Source organism: Caproiciproducens galactitolivorans (assembly GCF_026672255.1).
Lineage (GTDB): Bacteria > Bacillota > Clostridia > Oscillospirales > Acutalibacteraceae > Caproiciproducens > Caproiciproducens galactitolivorans_A.
Genome location: NZ_JAPOHA010000003.1, coordinates 128,057 through 148,465, shown reverse-complemented (window position 1 = coordinate 148,465; position 20,409 = coordinate 128,057). Strand labels below are relative to the sequence as shown.

The 20,409-nt window shown below is 42.6% G+C and carries 23 protein-coding genes; 20 read left to right on the top strand and 3 right to left on the bottom strand.

Features of this window, described 5'->3' with window-relative positions; genetic code table 11:
- The first annotated feature begins 46 nt into the window (after positions 1-46).
- Both OUY18_RS03890 and OUY18_RS03885 read left to right on the top strand, forming a co-directional pair.
- Complete coding sequence (locus tag OUY18_RS03890) at positions 47-304, top strand: HPr family phosphocarrier protein (protein WP_268057404.1); 258 nt, start codon at positions 47-49, stop codon at positions 302-304.
- Positions 305-536: 232 nt separating this feature from the next.
- Positions 537-842 carry a hypothetical protein gene (locus OUY18_RS03885; protein WP_268057403.1) on the top strand — a complete coding sequence of 102 codons (306 nt, stop codon included), beginning with the start codon at positions 537-539 and terminating at the stop codon, positions 840-842.
- 62 nt (positions 843-904) lie between these two features.
- On the opposite strand, the gene OUY18_RS03880 is transcribed toward OUY18_RS03885, so the two are convergent.
- Positions 905-3,568 (bottom strand): translation factor GTPase family protein, encoded by a 2,664-nt coding sequence (locus OUY18_RS03880; protein ID WP_268057402.1) that lies wholly within the window; start codon positions 3,566-3,568, stop codon positions 905-907.
- Positions 3,569-3,732: 164 nt separating this feature from the next.
- Positions 3,733-4,164: a hypothetical protein gene (locus OUY18_RS03875; protein ID WP_268057401.1), complete on the bottom strand. Its 432-nt coding sequence runs from the start codon at positions 4,162-4,164 to the stop codon at positions 3,733-3,735.
- Positions 4,165-4,420: 256 nt separating this feature from the next.
- Here OUY18_RS03875 and OUY18_RS03870 point away from each other — a divergent pair, with 256 nt between their 5' ends.
- The 18 genes from OUY18_RS03870 (at position 4,421) to OUY18_RS03785 (ending at position 19,394) form a co-directional block, all read left to right on the top strand.
- Positions 4,421-4,759: an ArsR/SmtB family transcription factor gene (locus OUY18_RS03870; RefSeq protein ID WP_268057400.1), complete on the top strand. Its 339-nt coding sequence runs from the start codon at positions 4,421-4,423 to the stop codon at positions 4,757-4,759.
- Positions 4,760-4,882: 123 nt separating this feature from the next.
- Positions 4,883-5,260 carry an arsenite efflux transporter metallochaperone ArsD gene (gene arsD, locus OUY18_RS03865; protein ID WP_268057399.1) on the top strand — a complete coding sequence of 126 codons (378 nt, stop codon included), beginning with the start codon at positions 4,883-4,885 and terminating at the stop codon, positions 5,258-5,260.
- A 21-nt stretch (positions 5,261-5,281) separates the two neighbouring features.
- On the top strand, positions 5,282-7,027 hold the full coding sequence (arsA, locus tag OUY18_RS03860; RefSeq protein WP_268057567.1) for an arsenical pump-driving ATPase: 1,746 nt from the start codon (positions 5,282-5,284) through the stop codon (positions 7,025-7,027).
- A gap of 510 nt (positions 7,028-7,537) precedes the next feature.
- On the top strand, positions 7,538-9,604 hold the full coding sequence (locus OUY18_RS03855) for a class I SAM-dependent methyltransferase (RefSeq protein WP_268057398.1): 2,067 nt from the start codon (positions 7,538-7,540) through the stop codon (positions 9,602-9,604).
- Positions 9,605-9,622: 18 nt separating this feature from the next.
- Positions 9,623-10,981 (top strand): DNA cytosine methyltransferase, encoded by a 1,359-nt coding sequence (locus tag OUY18_RS03850; RefSeq protein ID WP_268057397.1) that lies wholly within the window; start codon positions 9,623-9,625, stop codon positions 10,979-10,981.
- Positions 10,982-11,098: 117 nt separating this feature from the next.
- Positions 11,099-11,272, top strand: coding sequence for an antitoxin VbhA family protein (locus OUY18_RS03845; protein ID WP_268057395.1), 174 nt, complete (start codon positions 11,099-11,101; stop codon positions 11,270-11,272).
- A gap of 4 nt (positions 11,273-11,276) precedes the next feature.
- Positions 11,277-12,005, top strand: a complete 729-nt coding sequence (locus OUY18_RS03840) for a Fic/DOC family protein (RefSeq protein WP_268057394.1) — start codon at positions 11,277-11,279, stop codon at positions 12,003-12,005.
- 78 nt (positions 12,006-12,083) lie between these two features.
- A complete protein-coding gene (locus tag OUY18_RS03835) occupies positions 12,084-12,317 on the top strand; it encodes a hypothetical protein (RefSeq protein ID WP_268057393.1) in 234 nt (77 codons plus the stop codon).
- Positions 12,318-12,400: 83 nt separating this feature from the next.
- Positions 12,401-12,703, top strand: coding sequence for a hypothetical protein (locus OUY18_RS03830; RefSeq protein WP_268057392.1), 303 nt, complete (start codon positions 12,401-12,403; stop codon positions 12,701-12,703).
- Between the two features lie 315 nt (positions 12,704-13,018).
- Positions 13,019-13,474, top strand: a complete 456-nt coding sequence (locus OUY18_RS03825; RefSeq protein ID WP_268057391.1) for a hypothetical protein — start codon at positions 13,019-13,021, stop codon at positions 13,472-13,474.
- A gap of 53 nt (positions 13,475-13,527) precedes the next feature.
- On the top strand, positions 13,528-14,067 hold the full coding sequence (locus OUY18_RS03820) for a hypothetical protein (protein ID WP_268057390.1): 540 nt from the start codon (positions 13,528-13,530) through the stop codon (positions 14,065-14,067).
- 2 nt (positions 14,068-14,069) lie between these two features.
- Positions 14,070-14,627, top strand: a complete 558-nt coding sequence (locus OUY18_RS03815) for a hypothetical protein (protein ID WP_268057389.1) — start codon at positions 14,070-14,072, stop codon at positions 14,625-14,627.
- Positions 14,628-15,227: 600 nt separating this feature from the next.
- The gene (locus OUY18_RS03810; protein ID WP_268057388.1) at positions 15,228-16,151 is read left to right on the top strand and encodes a hypothetical protein; all 924 of its coding nucleotides are present in this window, start codon (positions 15,228-15,230) and stop codon (positions 16,149-16,151) included.
- Positions 16,152-16,340: 189 nt separating this feature from the next.
- Positions 16,341-17,027 carry a relaxase MobL gene (locus tag OUY18_RS03805; protein ID WP_268057387.1) on the top strand — a complete coding sequence of 229 codons (687 nt, stop codon included), beginning with the start codon at positions 16,341-16,343 and terminating at the stop codon, positions 17,025-17,027.
- A gap of 317 nt (positions 17,028-17,344) precedes the next feature.
- Complete coding sequence (locus OUY18_RS03800; protein ID WP_268057386.1) at positions 17,345-17,677, top strand: hypothetical protein; 333 nt, start codon at positions 17,345-17,347, stop codon at positions 17,675-17,677.
- On the top strand, positions 17,674-17,991 hold the full coding sequence (locus OUY18_RS03795; protein WP_268057385.1) for an AbrB/MazE/SpoVT family DNA-binding domain-containing protein: 318 nt from the start codon (positions 17,674-17,676) through the stop codon (positions 17,989-17,991). Before OUY18_RS03800 ends, OUY18_RS03795 begins: the two co-directional genes overlap by 4 nt.
- Positions 17,992-18,093: 102 nt before the next feature.
- Positions 18,094-18,261, top strand: coding sequence for a hypothetical protein (locus OUY18_RS03790; RefSeq protein WP_268057384.1), 168 nt, complete (start codon positions 18,094-18,096; stop codon positions 18,259-18,261).
- Positions 18,262-18,275: 14 nt separating this feature from the next.
- On the top strand, positions 18,276-19,394 hold the full coding sequence (locus tag OUY18_RS03785; RefSeq protein ID WP_268057383.1) for a tyrosine-type recombinase/integrase: 1,119 nt from the start codon (positions 18,276-18,278) through the stop codon (positions 19,392-19,394).
- 148 nt (positions 19,395-19,542) lie between these two features.
- Here OUY18_RS03785 and OUY18_RS03780 read toward each other — a convergent pair whose 3' ends face one another.
- Positions 19,543-19,746: a helix-turn-helix domain-containing protein gene (locus OUY18_RS03780; RefSeq protein WP_268057382.1), complete on the bottom strand. Its 204-nt coding sequence runs from the start codon at positions 19,744-19,746 to the stop codon at positions 19,543-19,545.
- Positions 19,747-20,409 lie beyond the last annotated feature (663 nt).

The window sequence follows — 20,409 nt, the reverse complement described above, 5'->3', positions numbered from 1 at the left end:
CACTTACCGGCTGTTCAGCAAAATTATAAGATTAAGGATGGGAAACATGAAATCTTTTGATTATACAATAAAGGACGAATTAGGTCTGCACGCAAGGCCTGCCGGCGCTTTGTCAAAAAAAACCGCCGCCTATCAAAGTGAGATCACGCTTACTACGAAAGGAAAAACAGTCAACGCGAAGCGCTTGTTTGCCATTATGAGCTTGGCAGTAAAAAAGGGTGACGAGATTACCCTTTCCTTTGAAGGCCCCGATGAAGAAGCCGCCTGTGCAGAATCCAAAGCTTTTTGCGAGGAAAATTTTTAAAGAATCAGCCTTCCTTGGAAACAGTTCATTTTACGACTGGTACAGCACAAAAAAGTTGGGAAAAGGAAAATGCTATAAGTTACACGATGCACGATTACATAAAGGAAACGCCTTCGGTTTGTAAAAATATTTTAAACAGCCGGAAAGAAATCGTGAAAAGTTTTATGGATAACCTTGTGAAATGCGATTTCAAAAGGATCGTTCTGATTGCCTGTGGTTCTTCCTATAATGCTTGGACATCCGCAAGGCTATTTATGAAAAATATTTGAAAATGCCTGTTACATTGGTTATCCCGCTCATGTTTATCAATTATGAGCAGCCCTACGATAAAAACGATCTTTTTATCGCTATCGCGCAGAGCGGGAAAAGCACCGCTACGATTGATGAAGAGATATCCCCACTCTTTATGGTCATTCCCTTCCAATTAACTGCGTATTTGCTAAGCATTGATTTGGGAATTGATCTTACTCGGGAGAATTCATTGTCCGATGATATCTTTAAATTCAGTCAAAAGGAAAAAACAGAACAAAATTCATAATAATGCATAAAAGCATAGGCAAATAATCCGGATCATACGGGTTGGCTGCCTGTGCTTTCTTTTTATCTCTCTTCCTTCTGCTCCCGGCTTTTTTCCTGCCCTTTGGCCTTTGGGACATTAAAGGCCTGCCTTTTCCCCTTCCAATCGTTCGCATCCAGAATCGCCGCAATCTGTCCTTCAACCTGTTCTACTTCCGCGCGAAAATCCTTTGCGGAAAGGCGAAGGGCGCCGTGGCCCAAAATAATAAGCTGTTCCGCGCCGTCCGAGGTGGCCACTGTAACGCGGTGCCTTTTCCCAATCTCATAGGTGACCTTTTCGATATACGCGTCCGCCGTTTCAGCTTCCTTCGTGAACACAACATGGATATTGTTGTAGCGGACGACCTCACCGGCATTATGAGGGATTTTATAAGCGTCAAATACCAAAATCACGTTGCATTTTTTGAATCCCTGATAATTGCTGAGAATGTTCATCAGAAGCATCCGGGCGGCCCCCAGGTTGTCCCGCGCCACTTTGTTCAGCTCGTCCCAGGCAAAAAGAATATTATAGCCGTCCACCAGCAGATACTCCGGGCCGGTTACCCGGGGCTGGATGGTATATTCCTTCGGAAGTTCCTGTATCTCCTGCCCGGGCTGTTTCCGGGGGAGATATCGCTGTTTGACCGGGCCGTAAGTCCGTTCAAAAATCGCTTTGAGTTCCTTGTCCTGTTCCAGAGAGCCGTCAGACGCGGAGCGCCTTACGGCTGACGGTGCGTCTTCCGGTTCTTCCGTTCCTTCCGGTTTCAAAAAGCTTTCCACGTGCATATGGCTGTACACCTGATTCCATTTAACCACAAAGCCCGCGCCATGGGAGCAAAAGATCGAATCCGCCGGGTTTTTCGTGTCCCGCTCACCGTCGTAGCCAATAGCCGCTACAACCTCGTCCTGATTATGGCAGGGTTCGTAACCTTTCAGTGTGCAGAACAGTCTGCCCCGCCCCCTGGTGTAGGACGTGATCTCCAAGGCGTAGCCCCGCATTTCCGCGACCGGCACGGAGCCGGTCAGAACAACCTCGCTTCCCACGGTCTCCGGCTGGGAAATGTTCCCCGACATCCGCAGAAGGTCCGACATGGCACGTCCCACATAATCCGCGGGGATTTCCAGCCGGAAATCGTACCAGGGTTCCAGCAGGATGCTTTCGGCGTACATCAGGCCCTGCCGCACCGCGCGATAGGTGGCCTGCCGGAAATCTCCGCCCTCGGTGTGTTTCACATGGGCTTTCCCGGCCACCAGCGTAATCTTCATATCGGCAAGGGGGGAACCGGTCAGTACGCCCCGATGCGTCCGCTCCTTTAGGTGCGTCAGAATCAGCCGCTGCCAGTTCCGGTCGAGCAGATCCTCGCCGCAGACCGTATCGAATTGAAGCCCGCTGCCCCGTTCCCCCGGTTCCAGCAGAAGGTGAACCTCCGCATAATGCCGAAGCGGCTCAAAATGGCCTACGCCCTCCACCGGCGCCGTGATCGTTTCGCGGTACACAATATTGCCGGGGCCAAATTCCACATCCAGACCAAACCGCTCCGCGATCAGGCGTTTCAGGACTTCCAACTGTACCTCGCCCATCAGTTGGAGATGGATTTCCCGCAGCTGTTCATTCCAGACGATCCCGAGCTGCGGGTCCTCTTCCGCCAGCTGGGTCAGCTTCAAAAGCGCGCCGTGCGTATCGCATCCGTCGGGCAGAAGAACCTGATAGGTAAGGACCGGCTCCAGAACGGGCTTTCCCGAGGCGGACTCGGCCCCCAGCCCCTCGCCCGAAAAGGTGCGGCTCAGCCCGGCCACCGCACACACAGTGCCGGCCTCGGCTTCGTCCACGGTGAAATACTTCGCGCCGGAATAAATGCGGATCTGGTCGATCTTCTCCTCCCAGATTTTCCCTTCCGGCAGGCCGGCCCGGCGGTTTGTCAGCAGCGCCTTAACTTTCAGACTGCCACCGGTCACCTTCATATAAGTCAAACGATTGCCCTGCGGGTCGCGGGTAATCTTGAAAACCTTCGCACCGAACGCGGGCGGATAGTCCGGGCATCGGGTATACCGTTCCAGCCCCTGCAAAAAGGCATCTATCCCGTCCAGCTTCAGCGCAGAGCCGAAATAGCAGGGGAAAAGTTTACGCCGCCCAATCAGGGAAGCGATTTCCCCGTCCGTCACCCCGCCCCGTTCCAGATAGCGGGATAATACGGTTTCGTCGCACATGGCCACGTTCTCCCAAAAGGAATCCCGTTCCCCGCCGAAATCCACACAACCGTCATGGAATTTCCGCTTCAGCTTTTCCAGCAGACCGGCCCGATCGGCTCCGGCTAAATCCATCTTGTTTATAAACAGAAAAGTCGGGATACCGTGCCGTTCCAGCAGGCGCCACAGGGTCTGGGTATGCCCCTGAATGCCCTCGGTTCCGCTGATAACCAGAATAGCGTAATCCAGCACCTGCAGCGTCCGCTCCATCTCGCTGGAAAAATCCACGTGGCCCGGCGTGTCCAGCAGTACGACCTCCGTCTTTCCCAATGTAAGCACCGCCTGCTTGGAAAAGATGGTAATACCCCGTTCCCTTTCCAGCGTCTCGGTGTCCAGAAACGAGTCCTGATGATCCACCCGCCCCAGCTTTTTCAGGCACCCGCTCCGGTAGAGCATCCCCTCCGACAGCGTGGTCTTCCCCGCGTCCACATGGGCTAATATCCCAACAACCAGCTTTTTCATATTTCTTCCCCATATAACAAAATTCATCTGCCGGATTTTTATCGGCACTTTTTAATATACCATGATGCGGCGGGTGAAGCAATATTGGAGCAAAGCTCCAACATTCCGGTTTTGGAGCTGCGGGTAAAAAAATAGAGAGCGGAAAGCTCTCTGCATGATGGACGTCAATCCACAGGGGCATAAAAAAAGGTGGTACCGTCCACTATTTTACACCATTTTTGATGTTCCAGCACATAAATGATCTCGCTGCGCCTCGCGCCTTTTCCAATCGCTTTGGTAATTTCGGAGATGTGAATCAGTTTATTCGCATTCTGTTGAAAAACGACAAGCAGCCGATCCTTCAAATCCTCCATGTCGGGGGCAGCCTTTGCTTTTTTCGGTTTTGCTCCGGCCAGACATTCCGGGTGCTTTTTTAAATAAAGAACGCATATGGCTTTTATACGGCTGAGCAGGATTGGAGAAATGTGAATGAGTTCCGGCAATTCTTCAAACCGGCAGTTCGTAAGGTCACACATCCGTTTATAGTTATGCAGTTCGCAGTAGCGAAGAAAAGAGGCATAGCTGTCGTTACAGTAAATTTGCTTAATTTCGTCCATTACAAGAATCCTTCCAACTTTTTCTGACACGAGGGTTTATTATACTCGCAATTTCTAAGAGATACAAGGCTTGACATTTTGCAAAGATTCGCTTCCGTGCCTTTTCATTTATAAAGCGTATCCCCTGCTTTTGCACTTTCCGGATATGCATATTTTATAGTCATTTTGAATCTATATTAATATTGACAAACTATTTATATGTGCTAATATATAGACAACGATCAATATTGATACTTATCTATATGAAGGAGCGAATATGGAAAATAATTATGCGGATTACGCTTTGCTTTTTAAAGCGCTGTCGGATGAAACCAGGCTAAAAATAATTGATATGCTTTCCTGCGGAGAGCTTTGCGCCTGTGATATTTTGAAATCCTTTCATATTACACAGCCAACTTTGTCGTACCATATGAAAATATTAACGGAGTGCGGGATCGTGAACGGAACGCGGGACGGCGCTTGGATGCACTATACATTAAATCCGGAGACTGTGAATAACATTCTGGCGTACTGGAAGTTCATAACCAGTTCCAAGGAAGACTGCATATGCCATACATATGACTGTGACAAAAATTGTAAAGAGGAAAATATTTAGTCCATTTCCGCAAATACTTTTTTAAATTGTTCTTGTGCTGTAATAAGAACAATTTATTCTGTAAATCATAATATAGATAATGTTCTATGTTATAGAAATATATTTATAAGGAGCTGTTTCATTATGAGTAAAATGGAAATTTATGATCCCGCTATGTGTTGTTCCACAGGAGTATGCGGCCCTTCTGTAAATCCGGAACTGATCCGGGTTGCAGCCGTAATTGAAAATCTTAAAAAAATGGGGATCGTCGTTACAAGACATAATTTATCCTCGGAACCGCAGGCATACACAAAAAACAGCGCAATACAGCAGGAGCTGAACAGCAAGGGAGTAAAAGTACTGCCAATTACTTTCGTAGACGGAAAAATTGTAAAACGGGGCGGTTATCTCACAAATCAGGAGTTCGCTGACTTTTTAGGGGTAAAAGTCGAAAGTATTCAATCACAGTCCACAAAGGTTAAGGTAACGAAGTGCAATTGCGGCCCGAAAGGCTGCTGCTAAAAGGTGGAATACATTATGAATATGGAATTATATAGTCCGGCGAAAACCGCAATGACCAAATATTTGTTTTTCACGGGGAAAGGCGGGGTCGGCAAAACCTCGATTGCCTGTGCCACGGCCGTTTCTCTTGCGGATTCCGGCAAAAAAGTGCTGCTTGTCAGCACAGACCCCGCTTCAAATCTTCAGGATGTATTTCATCTGGAATTGGACAACAAGGGAACCGCTATAAAAGAAGCTCCGGGCCTTGTGGTGGCCAACCTTGATCCTCTGGCCGCCGCGGCGGAATACCGCGAGTCCGTAGTTGGGCCTTATCGCGGTCAATTGCCCGAATCCGTAATTCAAAACATGGAAGAACAGCTTTCCGGTTCCTGCACGGTGGAAATTGCCTCGTTTAATGAGTTTTCCTCTTTCCTGACGGATAAAGAAAAGGCAGTACAATTTGATCATATTCTTTTTGACACCGCCCCCACCGGCCATACCCTGCGGATGCTCCAGCTCCCTTCCGCATGGAGCGGTTTTATCAGCGAGAGTAAGCACGGAGCTTCCTGCCTTGGGCAATTGTCCGGCTTGGAAAGCAAGAAGGAAATCTACAAAAGAGCGGTAGATACCCTTGCCGATGGGTCCCTGACGACGCTTGTGCTCGTCACAAGGCCGGAAACCTCACCGATTCTGGAAGCAAAAAGAGCTTCTGAAGAACTTGGCGCACTCGGCATTAACAATCAGCTTCTCGTGGTGAACGGCGTTCTGGAAAGCAGGGATTCAACGGATAAGGTAGAAACTGCTTTATACAGCAAACAACAGGAAGCGCTCAAAAAGATTCCCGAAAGTCTTCTGCGCCGGCCGGCAACAATGGTACCGCTGAGAGCCTATAACATCACCGGTATTGAAAACGTAAGACACATGCTGTCCTATTCGGGAAGTGTTCAAGCAGAAGGAGCGCAGGCAGATATTCATCCATTTAAACTCTCGGATATCATAAAGGAAATCAGCGATTCAAATAAAAAGGTAGTTTTTACGATGGGGAAGGGCGGCGTTGGCAAAACAACCGTTGCCGCCGCCATAGCGCTCGGGCTTAGCAAAAAAGGAAAAAAGGTGCGGCTTGCCACCACAGACCCCGCAGACCATTTAAATTTTGTGATGGGTCGGGAAAGCAATATTTCCATCAGCCACATTGATGAACAGGCAGAACTGAAAAAATATCAGGAAGAAGTTTTGTCGAAAGCCCGACAGACCATGTCGGAGGAAGATCTGGAATATGTAAAGGAAGACCTTCGCTCTCCATGTACCCAGGAAATCGCCGTGTTCAGAGCCTTTTCAGAAATTGTGGCAAAAAGCGCAGACGAAACGGTGATTATGGATACCGCGCCGACCGGCCATACCATTCTTCTGCTGGAGTCTACCCAAAGCTATAACCAGCAGATCGAAAATACCGGAGGGGACGTTCCGGAAGCAGCAAGGGAATTGCTTCCCAGACTAAAGAATCCGGACGATACGGAAGTCATCATCGTAACTCTGGCGGAAACAACGCCGTTCTTTGAAGCGCAGCGCCTTGTAGATGATTTGAAGCGTGCGGGCCTCAATGTAAGATGGTGGGTAATAAACGCAAGCTATTCTCTGACAGATACAACCAGCGAATTTCTGAAGGCAAAAGCATCGAGTGAATTGCAATGGATTCAGAATGTGGACCAGATTTCAAATGGGAATTACGCAATCATCCCATGGAAGCCTTTTGAAGTAAAAGGTGAAAAGCTATTGGAATTGCTATAGTAAATTTTGGCCATTTGCAAAGGGTAAAAAGATGAATGCGAAGGCAAAAGCAGCTTTTATCTGCACCCGTAGGGAAGGCACTTAGTCTGAGAAGAAACACCTATTATAAATTAATTTATACACAAGTTGGAGCTTCGGAGTAAATAATTCGGGAGAGGGTTTTGGCCCTCTCCCTTTTCATATTCTCCATTTTTACGGCAGTATGCAACGTGATCATCCTCGTTACGTAAAAGAGTAAAAGAATTGTATTGTTACAACAATTGTCATTATTCTACCAAGCATGTATTGATATCGATGTTTCGTTTTGCTATAATTATTTTTAGTCATTAACTATACTACATATTTCGCAAATTTTTCTTAACTTTCATGAGCAGGATTATCTTTACCCTGTACAAAAGCGATAAAATCGGATTATTTTATACAATGAGGAAAAATATCGGATAAGAATTTAGCTGTACAATATGACAAGCGTACTGAATTGATTGAACTAATCGTTTAGGGGGAATCATCATGACGGCACTCGAGGCCATCACACGTTTCCAAGAAGGGGATTTAGCAATTTTAAAAAATCAAAGATGGCTGCTCTACCTTGCTTTTACCGATCAACACCGCGTGAACCCGGAACGGTTAAATTCTATGGGCCAGGCCAAGGAAAATTATGCGCTTCAAACGGTATCCCGGCAGCTCTGCCTGCTGAAAGATTTGAAGCTGCCGGATACGCAGAAGGCTGTACTGGAAGAAGCCATTAAGTGGTCTGAGGTTGCAAAAGGCGGTTTACCTCATCAGCGGAAGCAATGGATTCAATCGGGATATAATCTGTTTGTACATAACATCGGCTCTGCTCAAATCTATAAGGCAGAATGCTTGCGCAGCGGCAATTTCAGCCCGGTTGTTGAAACACTGATTAAAACGCACGGCCTGATTGGGCAGACAATCCGCGGAGAAGTGAATTTTTCACAAAACAGACCGCTGTACGACCTGATTACAAATAAGCAAGCCGACAAAGCAGAGCTTTCAACGATGCTGCGGGCTTTCAATTATTGCATTATCGCCGCCGTGGATGTAAATCTGTGGGAAAGTGTCAAGGCAACTGTTTTCGATAAGATTGACTGCGTAGTGAATGGCCGATTTGACTGCGAGCTGCCGGTCAAGGAGCGCCTGCGGGCGCTTCGGAGCAGTTCCATTCAGGCGGGTGAGGACTTTGAAAAGACCTACGCGCAATTTTCACAAAATGCCTTGGGGGCTGAAAAATTTGCCGCTCTTTTTGAGCAATGCGATTTATGGTATGTGGAAGCTGCGCTTTATGATTTCAGCTTTGAGGAATTCATAAAGGTCTTTTTACTGGCTTGCCGTTCTCTAAAGGACAAAAAAGTCTCGCATCTGAGTTTTGAAAAGGTGATGGCCGGCCTTTATTATGACCGGAACGGCAAAAAGTACGTCAATCTCTATAAAAAACGCATCATCGAAAAATATCTTGCAGCCTATTCGGTTGAGGATATTCTGAACGGAACGAGCCATGAAAGCCCTCATATCCGCCACAAAATCGAAACCGTTCCGCAGCTTGACGACACGGCGTTCTTTGTGTTTGAATTTTCACCGGCCGGGGAACGGCTGATTGCATTCTGTATGGAAGCGGAAAAATCAGGCGTGCTTTATGAAAAATCGATTATCATGCTGTATGATCTCTTTGATCTGAGAAAAGACGCCTACGATCGCTTTTATGAGGAAGAAAATTATCTAAAAACCATGAATCAGTCCATCGATGGCAAGCGGGTGCTGCTTAAATATATCACCGGGAAATCGATTCTGGATATCGGCCCCGGGGGCGGCGCGCTGATGGATCTGATTGAAGAGCAATACCCTCAGGCAGAAGTTACCGGCATCGATATCGCCGAGAATGTCATCCGCGCCCTGCGGCAAAAAAAGCAGAGTGAAAAGAAAAAATGGAATGTCATGCAAGGGGATGCGTTTCATCTCTCCGGTGTCTTAAAACCGGGCGATGCCGATACGATCATCTTTTGTTCCATTATCCATGAGCTTTTTTCCTACATCGAGACGGACGGGCGAAAATTCAATAAGGCGACCATTGCCGGGGCACTGAAAAGTGCGTTTGACGTGCTGTCGCCGGGAGGGAGAATCCTGATTCGTGACGGCATCATGACCGAGCCCGTTTCGCTGAAACGAAGAATTCGGTTTGCCTCAGACGAAGGAATGGACTTTTTAAAACGGTATGCCCATGATTTTCAGGGCCGAAGCATTCAATATGAAAGCATTGGCCGCAACGAAGTGCTGATGCCGGTCAACGACGCCATGGAATTTCTTTATACCTACACATGGGGCGAGGAATCCTATGTGCATGAAATCAACGAGCAGTTTGGCTATTTCACCCCGTCGGAATATTGCCGTTTTATTACCGAAACGCTGGGTGAGCAGGCAAAGATACTTGAGTGTAGACATTACCTACAGGACGGCTATCCTTTGGCGCTCTCTCAAAAAATATCATTCAGCGATGAAAATGGCAAGCGCGTGCAGCTGCCGGACAGCACCTGCCTCATCGTTATCGAGAAAATTAATTGACAGAAACGGAGATTTATTATGTTTGGAATCAACTTTATCAAATTCATGCCGAGCGATTATGCTATCCTAATGCATAAGACAAATCATCCTTATACACAGCATTATTGTGAAAATGTATGGGCTATTGACCCGGTAAAGGCATGTCACGGTCAGAAGGTTGGACTTGCATGGTTTTCACCTGATTGTAAGCACTTCAGTAAAGCTAAAGGTGGAAAACCGGTAAGTAAAAAGATACGTGGCCTTGCGTGGATTGTCCTGAAATGGGCCGCAAAGGTTCGCCCTCGTGTTATTATTCTGGAAAACGTCGATGAGTTCCAAACCTGGGGACCGGTTCGTAAAGGTAAGCCAGTAAAGAAACTCGCCGGAACGACTTTTCATAAATGGGAATCCCAGCTTCACTCACTCGGTTATGAAATTGAACACAGAGAGCTTCGAGCCTGCGACTATGGTGCACCGACAATCCGCAAAAGATTCTCCCTGATTGCCAGAAATGACGGAAAACCGATAGTATGGCCGGAGCCGACACACGGTGCCCCGGGTAGTCCGAAAGTAAAGTCAGGAAAGCTAAAACCGTGGCGCACGGCTGCGGAAATCATTGACTGGTCGTTACCGTGTTCGTCTATTTTTGAGCGTAAAAAGCCGCTTGCTGAAAATACCATGCGACGGATAGCACGGGGGATTCAAAAATTTGTGATTGATAACCCAGAACCGTTCATAGTAAACTACAAATTTTCCAATGAGGCGGAAAACACAAATCAGCCGTTGAGTACTATAACGGCGGTAAATAGCCATTATGTGGTCGCCCCGTCGCTTATCCAGTATCACAGTGAAACGGTAAAAAATGAAGTACGCGGGCAATCCATAACGGAGCCAATAATGACCGTGGATAGCTCACCAAGGTACGCGTTGGTTTCTGCATTTATCTCCAAATTTTATAAGACTGGAATCGGCCAGAGTATGAGCGAACCGCTCCACACGGTAACGACTTCACCGGGACATTTTGCAGAGATTCAAGCCTTTTTGATTAAGTATTACGGGCAAGGCACCGGCCAGAAAGTATCGGATCCGCTTGACACCGTGGTGAGTAAAGATCGGTTCGGACTGGTAACAATTCACGGTGTAGATTACCAGATTGTCGATATTGGAATGCGCATGCTGACACCGCGTGAACTGTACGCTGCGCAGGGCGCACCGGCTGATTACATAATCGACCACGACTATACCGGAAAGACTTATCCGAAAAACAAACAAGTTGCCCGCTGCGGAAATATGGTCCCGCCGCCATTTGCTAAAGCGCTGGTCATGGCAAACCTTCCGGAACTATGTGTACGGCATTGCAGCGATATGACTGATCTTAATAACACCGTAGCTGTTTAAAAAGCGATTCAAATACAATAGTTTTTTCTCTGCTTTAGGCGCTTTTGGTCTGCTGAAATTCTTTGATATTTTCTTCTGGAAGTAGTATAATATTAATGTATAAAGGGGGGCTATTCAATGAAAGACATGGAGAAAATTATCAGCGAAATTAATGGTACCATGGCAATGGAAGGCATGCCCTTAACGGATGATGACAAAAAAATGTTAAGAAAATGTATTACCGGTGAGGTTTCAACTGACGAGATGGTTAAGCGTTTGGTGAAACAGTATACCGTCGTTCCCGATAGGTGAGTATATGGAAAACGAATATCAATATGACTACGAGTGGGATAGCAAATATTGTTATCCCAATTCTTTTATTCTGATCAATAAACTTGGCATCAAAGAGAAAGGCCAGCTCAATGAAGCTGAGAGAAAAATCTCAGCCCTCCGTATTTATGATTTGAAAAAATTGCCGGTAAAGGGTAGCTTCGATCTGAAACACCTGCAGGTGATTCACCGCTTTATCTTCCGCGACATCTATCCCTGGGCCGGACAGCTTCGGACGGTTAACATTGCAAAAGGCAATCAATTTTGCAACTGTATGTATATCGAATCCGGATCGCAGCCAACCTTTGATAAACTCAGAAATGAGGATTATCTGATCGGAACCGCGCAGGATGATATTTGTGAAAAGCTGGCCTATTATATAGGGGAAATCAATGTTATCCATCCGTTTCGGGAAGGAAACGGACGGACGCAGAGAGTTTTCATTGAGAGTCTCGCCCAGGTTGCCGGATACCAGGTCGATTTTTCAAACGTATCCAGCCGTGAAATGATTGAAGCCAGTGCGCTTGCTTTTGACTGCGACTACCGAAAAATGACGGATATCTTTGAGAGGATCACAACACCTATTTCCCTTGAAGAACAGGAGAAATACATCCGACTTGTCAATCCGAAAGGCGGAAAACTTCTCGAATTGTTTCAGCAGTTTGCCGACTGTGAGCAGGAGTTGGAAGAAGAACAGGAAATGAAACTTGAATAAAACTTAATACAAGAATGAATCCATCGGAAGAAAAACTCCGATGGATTTTTTATTTGCAAAGTTGTAGGAGGTAGCAAAATGAATTTCATTGATCAAATCTTACAGGGAAGCGCAACTGTGTCTGAACTAGACGAAAAGGTAAAGTTTTGGCATTCCCATGACACCAAGAATTCTTTGCAGGAATTCTTAGGATTATCAACGGGGGAAGCAGAATTATGGCTTAAGTCAAATAACAGCGCCTTTAACGACATAGTATACTGCCGTAAAAATCACGTTGACATTAAAACTTATCTTAAAGAAAAAGGAAAGTAAAATCATTGTTTTTTCTCTGCTTTAGGCGCACCCGGCCACCCTGCCAAAACAAGATTTTTAAAGAAGGATGAGGTAATTTAGAGATGAAAAACGTTACAGTAAAGCTAAAAGTCGACCAGCAGAAGTACGAAGCAGCGCAGCAGTTTATGGATGAAAAAGGTTTGGATATGGAGCAGGAATTAAGTAAAACGGTAGAAGGTTTTTATAAAAAATATGTCCCTTCTGCGGTTCAAAAATACATCGAAAAGACTTCCCCTTCCACCCGCTCTCCTACTATGAAATCGGCCACTGTGGCTTCAAATAAGCCACCTCAACCTGGTTCTTCTGAACCGGATTTAAGTATGGATTTTGAAAAAAGTGGCTCCACCGGTTTTAATGAAGCTTAAATCATTGAAAATTGGCTATCCTATGCGGTTTTTTGATGGTTTTCAGTTCTTTTTTTAGCACTCTGAAAAACGTCAGTTGAACTTTGCAGGATAAAGCATTGTAATCAAAATGATTACAATGCAGTACGCAACGCCCAGCGGTGCTGGGCGTGGAACGATTAGAGTTTGTAATCAAAAATTTTGTGCTGATTACAAAGTACGAATCAAACAATATAAAAAGACTTTCAAAACCGCAGGATATCTGCAAAAATGCTTGTAATCAGTTTTGATTACAAGCATTTTCATTGCTAAATCAAATATAGGAGGAAAATAACTTTGGATAATGTAGTGAATTCGCAAAGACTTTCTGACAACAGCATAGACCTTAATGAAAAGCTAAGAACATCAATTTATCTAAAAGAAGATACGTATTTGAAAATAGATAGCTTAATAAAACTTAAAGGCAGGAACCAATCAAGGAACGATGTAATTGAAAATGCAGTTGATTTTTATTTTGGATACATCACTTCTCAGCTTAATCAAGATTATTTATGTGGTGTTTTCGGCTCAAAAATGGAAGGACTGGTCAGCAACTTGGCTACGCGAATTTCAAAAGGAAATTTCCGCACAGCCGTTGAAATGGATATGCACACACGTATGATGGCTTCCGTAATTCAACTTAATAAAGACGAGTATGATAAACTGCGTATCAAATCAATTCATGATGTAAAAACAACGAATGGATCTATTGATATCTTAGAAGCGGCTAATGAATCAGAAGATGAAACATAAAAGAATATTATTTGACAATATTCTATAAACAATTTATTATAGAGGTGATTATAATGTTTGACTCCGCTATGGCATGGGTAGAAACTGCACTGTTTTTAATTTTATTATATGGGGTGCTTCGTTTGATTAAAGAATTGGTAAAACGTCTTTTTGATAGACAGGCGTTGGAAGCCGAGCTGAAAGAGCTTCAATCTACATTTCAAGAATATCAATCAGATATGGTTGTCCGCCTTGAGAGATATAAAAATACCATTGCTGAACTGGAAGACCAAATAAACGAATATACTGATAGCAATTCCAAAACCATGGATCAAACCGATTATGACGTCGCTCAGATATCGAATTTGGTTCATCAACTGATGGAATTGAACGACGAGCTGTTTATAAAAATATCATTTATTGATCAATGTCTTTCCACGGAACAACCGCCAACTGGAAAACAGATAAATGATTTTAAGACCATGATTCAGTCGGATATCTCGCATAAACTTGAGTTGAAAAAAGAATATGAAATTTTTGAGCAGCAGATTCTTGAACGAAATCAGCAAAGACATTCAAGAATGCTTCATAGGGATATGGGATTGGAGTTGTAATTATGAGAAAAGCGACAACAACGATAAAATGGATTTCTTTAATATCCTTGATTATCATTTTGCCTTTGTGCCTTCATATTGGTGACCTAATTCCTGTTCGCGATATTCGTAAGGGAGTAATGTCTTTGTCAAACTTTTTTACAGGCAACGTAAGTTTCACCTTTTTACTTTTGCTTTTGCTCTGCTTTGTATTTCTGGCACCAGATATATATCATAGCCTTCAGCAGGACATGGAGGATATCAAAACCGCCAGACAAATCAAAGAGGAACAGAAAAGCGGGTTGAAAGATTTAAATCAGAGGTGCAGTGAAATTGAATCTCAGTTGGTTTCCGTACAAATCTCAATTAAGGACAATAAATGTGATTTACGCGAGAAATGCATATCCCATTCTATTTCCATTCGTGATCAACTTGCAAAATTATCGAATATCCAAGACAATTATCTGTCACACTATCATAATGGTACAAAACAACTGTATCACATAGCATCTAAAACCATTCTTTACTCACAGAGAGAAATTCAATCACTTATAGATCAATACCAGAACATAAAATTTTGAATTAAATAATAACACTGTTACTATTAACATCCTTACGCCAATTGTAGGGATGTTTTTTTAATACTAACATAAAAGCGCCGGTGGACCGTAAATGCCCAGTTCAAAAAAATGGATATGCATATTAGCATGCTGGCTTTTTCTCTTCATTTCTACAAGAATGGGTACGACAAACAAAGGAGGGTAAAGGATTTGCAGAAAAGATTTTTTCTAAAAAAGTAAAACTTAGTATTTATTTTTCTTGCAAAGCAATATATAATAGATCAAAGATAATAAAGAAATATGGAGGTTACGATGAAAAAGGGACTGAAAATTCATTTAGGCATTTGTTTATTATTCGCCATTATTTGGATTGTGTGTGCAATATTAGGCAGTAGACATATACTTATTTTCAATAATTTTTTATTTTCTCTTATTGCATTTCTGTTGCTAATTTCATACTTATTGCATCATGCTTATATTAATAGGAGCTAGAATTTCAATTAGCTAATTTTTTTCATGGTCTAATCTCCCGGTTAAATACATTATTAAAAGGAGTGAATCCAATTTTTATTTAATTTTTTTAATATAATTTTATTTTATATCAATTAAGGAGTGGAAAAGGTGAAAAACGTAAGTAAAAAATTCGTATGCTTAATTTTAACTATACTAATGGTTTCGTCATTTGCTATTCCGTGTTTCGCAGCAGAGATAAAGTCTTCCAGTGATTACCAGGTGGTACAAGATTCTGGAGTGAAAGATTCCGGAGTGAAAGATTCCGGCATATTTTCTTTGCTCTCCGTCTCGTCAAACACCAAATACAATTTCCCAGGTGGTGGAGTAATAAGGTATCCCCATGATCATGGGACAATTCAAGTAGTTAGCACAGTTGAGACTTTTGTTGCTAGTCCCGTGCTGTTTTTAACACCGAAACAGGCAAAGAATTTTTACTATTCTTATTTAGATTCTCACGCTAAGACTAGTGTTGCGAAAGATGTTGCTCTATTCGTCGCGGGTCTGGGTGCACCCCATATACCTGTTGTTGGCAGCTACTTAGCTGGTGGTTTAACTATGTATGCTGGTATTGAGCTTTCAAATGAAGCAGCTGAGTCTTTTACCGTAAAAAGAATAAAAGATTGTGTTGATAAAGGTCAAGGAATGGAAATATACACGGAGCAAGTTATCACTGGTAGGAACCAAGGAGACGGTACATTTCTTTCGGTTAACCCGTGGAACGGGCCATATGCGGAAAGTCCAGCAAGTCTTACTAAACCCCAAACTATAATTCAGCTTAATGGGTCAGATTTTCCTTTCTCATGTGATACAACTTCAACAGTTCCAATTAAAAGAGGAAAAAAGTATACTGCGCGAATAACTTGTGGAAAATATCCTTCAGTCGTAGCTGGGACCGGCGGCATTGTTTCGACTAAACTTAAAAGCCGATCTGGAAATGATTATTATTTTTCTTTTACGGACATAAAGGCAGGCAAGACTGGCATCTATATAAATAACGCACGTGCGGCTGTCTTTACTTGCAGTGTAAGTTAACATATCTTTGTAATAATGATATCGCGGTAGAGTATTATAAAATGAAAATGGTTGTTGGTATTTCTTGATGAATTGCCAGCAACCATTTTTATCTTTTGGTTTAGTTGTTTGATCTGCGCAATAATTTGCGTAATTTCAATATCGTGTGATTAACAGTTGGTAATTTTAACTGAACTGGAGATGATTTTAATGCCCGGCGCAAGAATTGTATTAAACTCCCGGTATTTCCACATTGCGAAAGCCGGGGAAAAAGCAGACGGAAAACACTGCATGACAAAAGACGCAGCTATGGGTCTGGTCAACTATGTCGGTACGCGGGAAAGCGTAATACTGAATACGCCGAACCAGCTTTCCATGAGCGGAGAGGATATCGTTTCCTTAAACCTTGACCCACTAAAATTAAACGCGGAGGTTGCGGCAAAACCGGCCACACATAAGCAGATGGAACTGCTGGCCGATTTGCTCCATGAGTTTCCGGAAGCAAAAAACAGTTTGGAATATCAGGACTTCAAAGGGAATCCTACCATTGGGAATGCTTCTGAACTCATTTCACACGCCGCAGAATTTGGATTAGGCTATGCCGTTGATTTAGGAAAGGCAAAAAATTTAGTCGAGTATGTTGGTAAACGTCCCAGTGTAGACCGTGTTGGAGAACACGGTCTATTTTCTTCTTCTCCGGACGTTGACATTAGGAAGGCGCAGGAGGAAATCGCGAACTGCGAGGGTAATATCTGGACGCACGTTATTTCCCTGCGGCGTGAGGACGCAGATGCGTTGGGGTATGACACACAAAAGCCATGGCGGGATTTAGTAATGCAGAAGATTGACGTGATTGCAAGAGCTTCCAACATTCCGGTATGGAAACAATGGAACTAGTGTAAATCTATATGTCCTTAAAAGCAAACCGAATATTAAAACCGATAATGATGACGGTCATCGTTCGGCCATTTGGAGATTGCTTTTTTTCCTTCTTTTGCCCTTTTTGACACCCTCCCCCATATCACCGGCGACACCCCAAAGAACTATGTCCAGAAGGAAGGTTACGTTAAAGCAGAGAAAAGAGTACTTATTCTCTAAGTTAACTAAGTGGTATATTACGAATATTTATCCAAGGCCCCCGGGATTTACGGGAATTGTCGTTAACTCTTTTTTCCCTGCTTTAAAAAACATAAAAATCATAGGAGAGAACCAGCATGAATGAAATTATTGGACTTCCAGCCATTGTATCAGCCCGTTACAGAATCGTTATAGACAAGAATCTGAGGAATCTATTCAACATACCTGAAACAGGCTCCGTCCTGGTACGAGTTACCCGGAACCGTCTGCAGATATTCCCGGCCAGCAGACTTGTCGGCGGCGCCGTACAAAAAAGCATCAGCATCGGAAGGTTTAATCTGCCTATGGAATGGGTACGGAGAAACGGTGTAGAAATCGGCAGTCACGTTTTTTTAATTGCAACAGACGATTGTATTCTCGTCTGTCCGTCCGTCAAAAAACAAAAAATTGAAGGGAAGGAGAAGAAATGAAAAACTTCGGAAAAATCATGGGCTTTCCGGTAAAGCTATTCGACTGCAATCTAGTTTATATCCCGATGGAATATCTCAAATACTATGGAATTTCCGTTGAAAAGGACCGGGTACAGATCATTAAGTCTCCTCACAGCTTGTTTTACCGTCCGATATTGAAGCCTACCGAAAATATTGACCGGTTAAAAACTGTTTCTATCAGTGTGGGTTTAACAACTATACCGGCTATGTGGATAAAGGAAAATCACTTAAAAAAAGGGGATGCGCTTTATCTCCTTGGCTTGGAGGATGGTTTTATTCTATACAAATTGTAATTTATGTATAAAATGCACATTATTATTCCTAATTAAATTTAATATTTTAGCTAAATATCCTATAGTTTTATTGAATTATTTTATAGGAGGTCATATTACATTATGACAAAAAAGGAAGCTTACGTCTATGAATTACTAAATGAGTGGTTAGAGATCAATCTGAAAAATGACAAGCGTGAATTGATTTCAAATTACCTTGATAAAATCAATCAGCTTCAAATAAAAGAAATTACAGATTCTCTAAAAATTAAAATGATGGTCCTATTGTAAATGCAGATTACATAATGCGTGAAGGTTCTTCTGTTGAATCTCAATTATCCACGAGATCGGCAGAAGTATCTTCACAAATAAGTAATAGCATTCAGTTATTAATGAAACCTAATTCGCTTGGTTTTAGACGTATTACGGTCAAAGAATATCTTGATAAAAATCTGCTATCTTTCTATCCAAAAGCTTCAGAACGTACAAAGCATTGTTATGTAACAGCCTCAAAAACCTTGGTAAAATTAATCGGTAATCTATATCTCGACGAACTTACTCGCTCGATTTTGCAAAACACTTTGGACGGCTTGTCCAATTATTCCCAAAGTAAAATCGATAAGGTACGGCTTGTTATGAAAAAGATGGTTGACATGGCTGTCGAAGACGAATTAATTTCTAAAAATGTAGCTAAAAAGGTTTATAGTCCAAAATCAAAGAAAATAGATATTCGCTCTGAGGATGAAAAGATCTATTTAAAAAAGCAGTTAGCTGATATTTTATGCCTTGCTAAAGAGGAAAAAGACCCTCAATTATTTACGATTTTAACATTATTGGCATTCTCAGGCATACGGCCAGGTGAGCTGCGCGGGTTAGAAAAGGAAGATGTGCATTTCGACACAAAAAAGCTGACAATCCGGCAGGCAGCAACAAATGAGCCTAAGCTCAATTCTCATCAGGCACTTTCTTCAAAAGGCCCCCGCAAATTAGTTATTGGCCTAACGAAAAGTCCTTCCGGCGTGCGAACGCTATATTTGGGAGATGAAATTCTTGCAGTTATTCAAAATTGGCTTAATTACCTTAAAGCCAAAAGCCTTGTCCAATTTGAAAGCAAATTACTGTTTCCAAATACAAAAGGAGGAATTTTAAGAGAAGATGTACTAATTAAAAAATTCAATCGATTTAAAGAGCGCTATGGATTAAGTAAATATGCTAGGCTTTACACGTTTCGTCATACATTTTGCACAAATTTGTTTCATGAGAGAATAGATCTTAAAACAGTGCAGAAACTAATGGGAGATTCTACTGCCGATGTTATTTTAAAGGTATATGCTCATGTTATGGATGATGATACCAAACGCGCAGGAGAAGAAATTAATAATGCATACGTTAAAATGTTACCTGATTTATTCGATCAAAAATGAAATTTGTCAATGTTAACAAAACACCAGTCAGTAGGCCCCATTATAATTAATCATTTTTGCAAATTGATTAAAAACAGCCGATTCTCATGTTGGAGAATCGGCTGCACTTTTTTCTCTCAAGATTTGTGTAATAAAATCGAACACTCTACTATTTATTAATATATTCCATAATATCACCGGGCTGACAGTTTAAAGCAAGGCATATTCTTTCTAACACTTTCGGCGATATTCCCTCTCCTTTTCCCATTGCTGCAATAGTAGTTGGAGATGCTTTAATTAAGTTTCTAAGTTCTTCCTTCGTCATGTTCTGGTCAATCAAAATCTTCCAGAGTTTATTATAGGAAAACGGCATAACGCACCTTCTTTCGACTGAATTATAGCACAGTTCTCTATGTATATCAATATAAATTCTTTATAATTATGTAGATTTTCTTTTGAATCTCTATTGACATATTCTTCATAAAGATGTAGAATATATACATAATAATAAAGATTGGATGTGGTTATATGAGATGTCAAAAGATTATTTGCAACATAAAGATTTTCCTTATAATTGGACTTACCTTCATTTTTCTATCGACTATAGATATAGCTCCGGATACCCCGATTTTGTTTGTTTCCATAACTTCTATCATAATTCCTCTAATTCGATGTTTATGGCGCTCAATTTTGAAAGAGGAAACTTTAATGAACAAGCAAAAAAATATCGTCCCATTAGGAACGAAGCATAAAAAATTAAAGAATGATAAGAAAATAGCTTGAAAAGTAATAAATTGTTCACATAATTGTAAATATTTTCTTGCATTTAACGAAAGAGTATATTATAATGCTTTCTGTGGATATAAAAAAGCATCCACAGGGAACTAACCGTTTGCGAGACGATTAATTCCCATCCGCCATAAGGGTGAAACAGACCCATTATGACTTGTGAATGCCGTTTATGCGTTGCTATCTTAGCACGTATTGCGGATACATGTCAAGAGTCTGTACCCTTAGAGGACAATGAGGGTGCAGA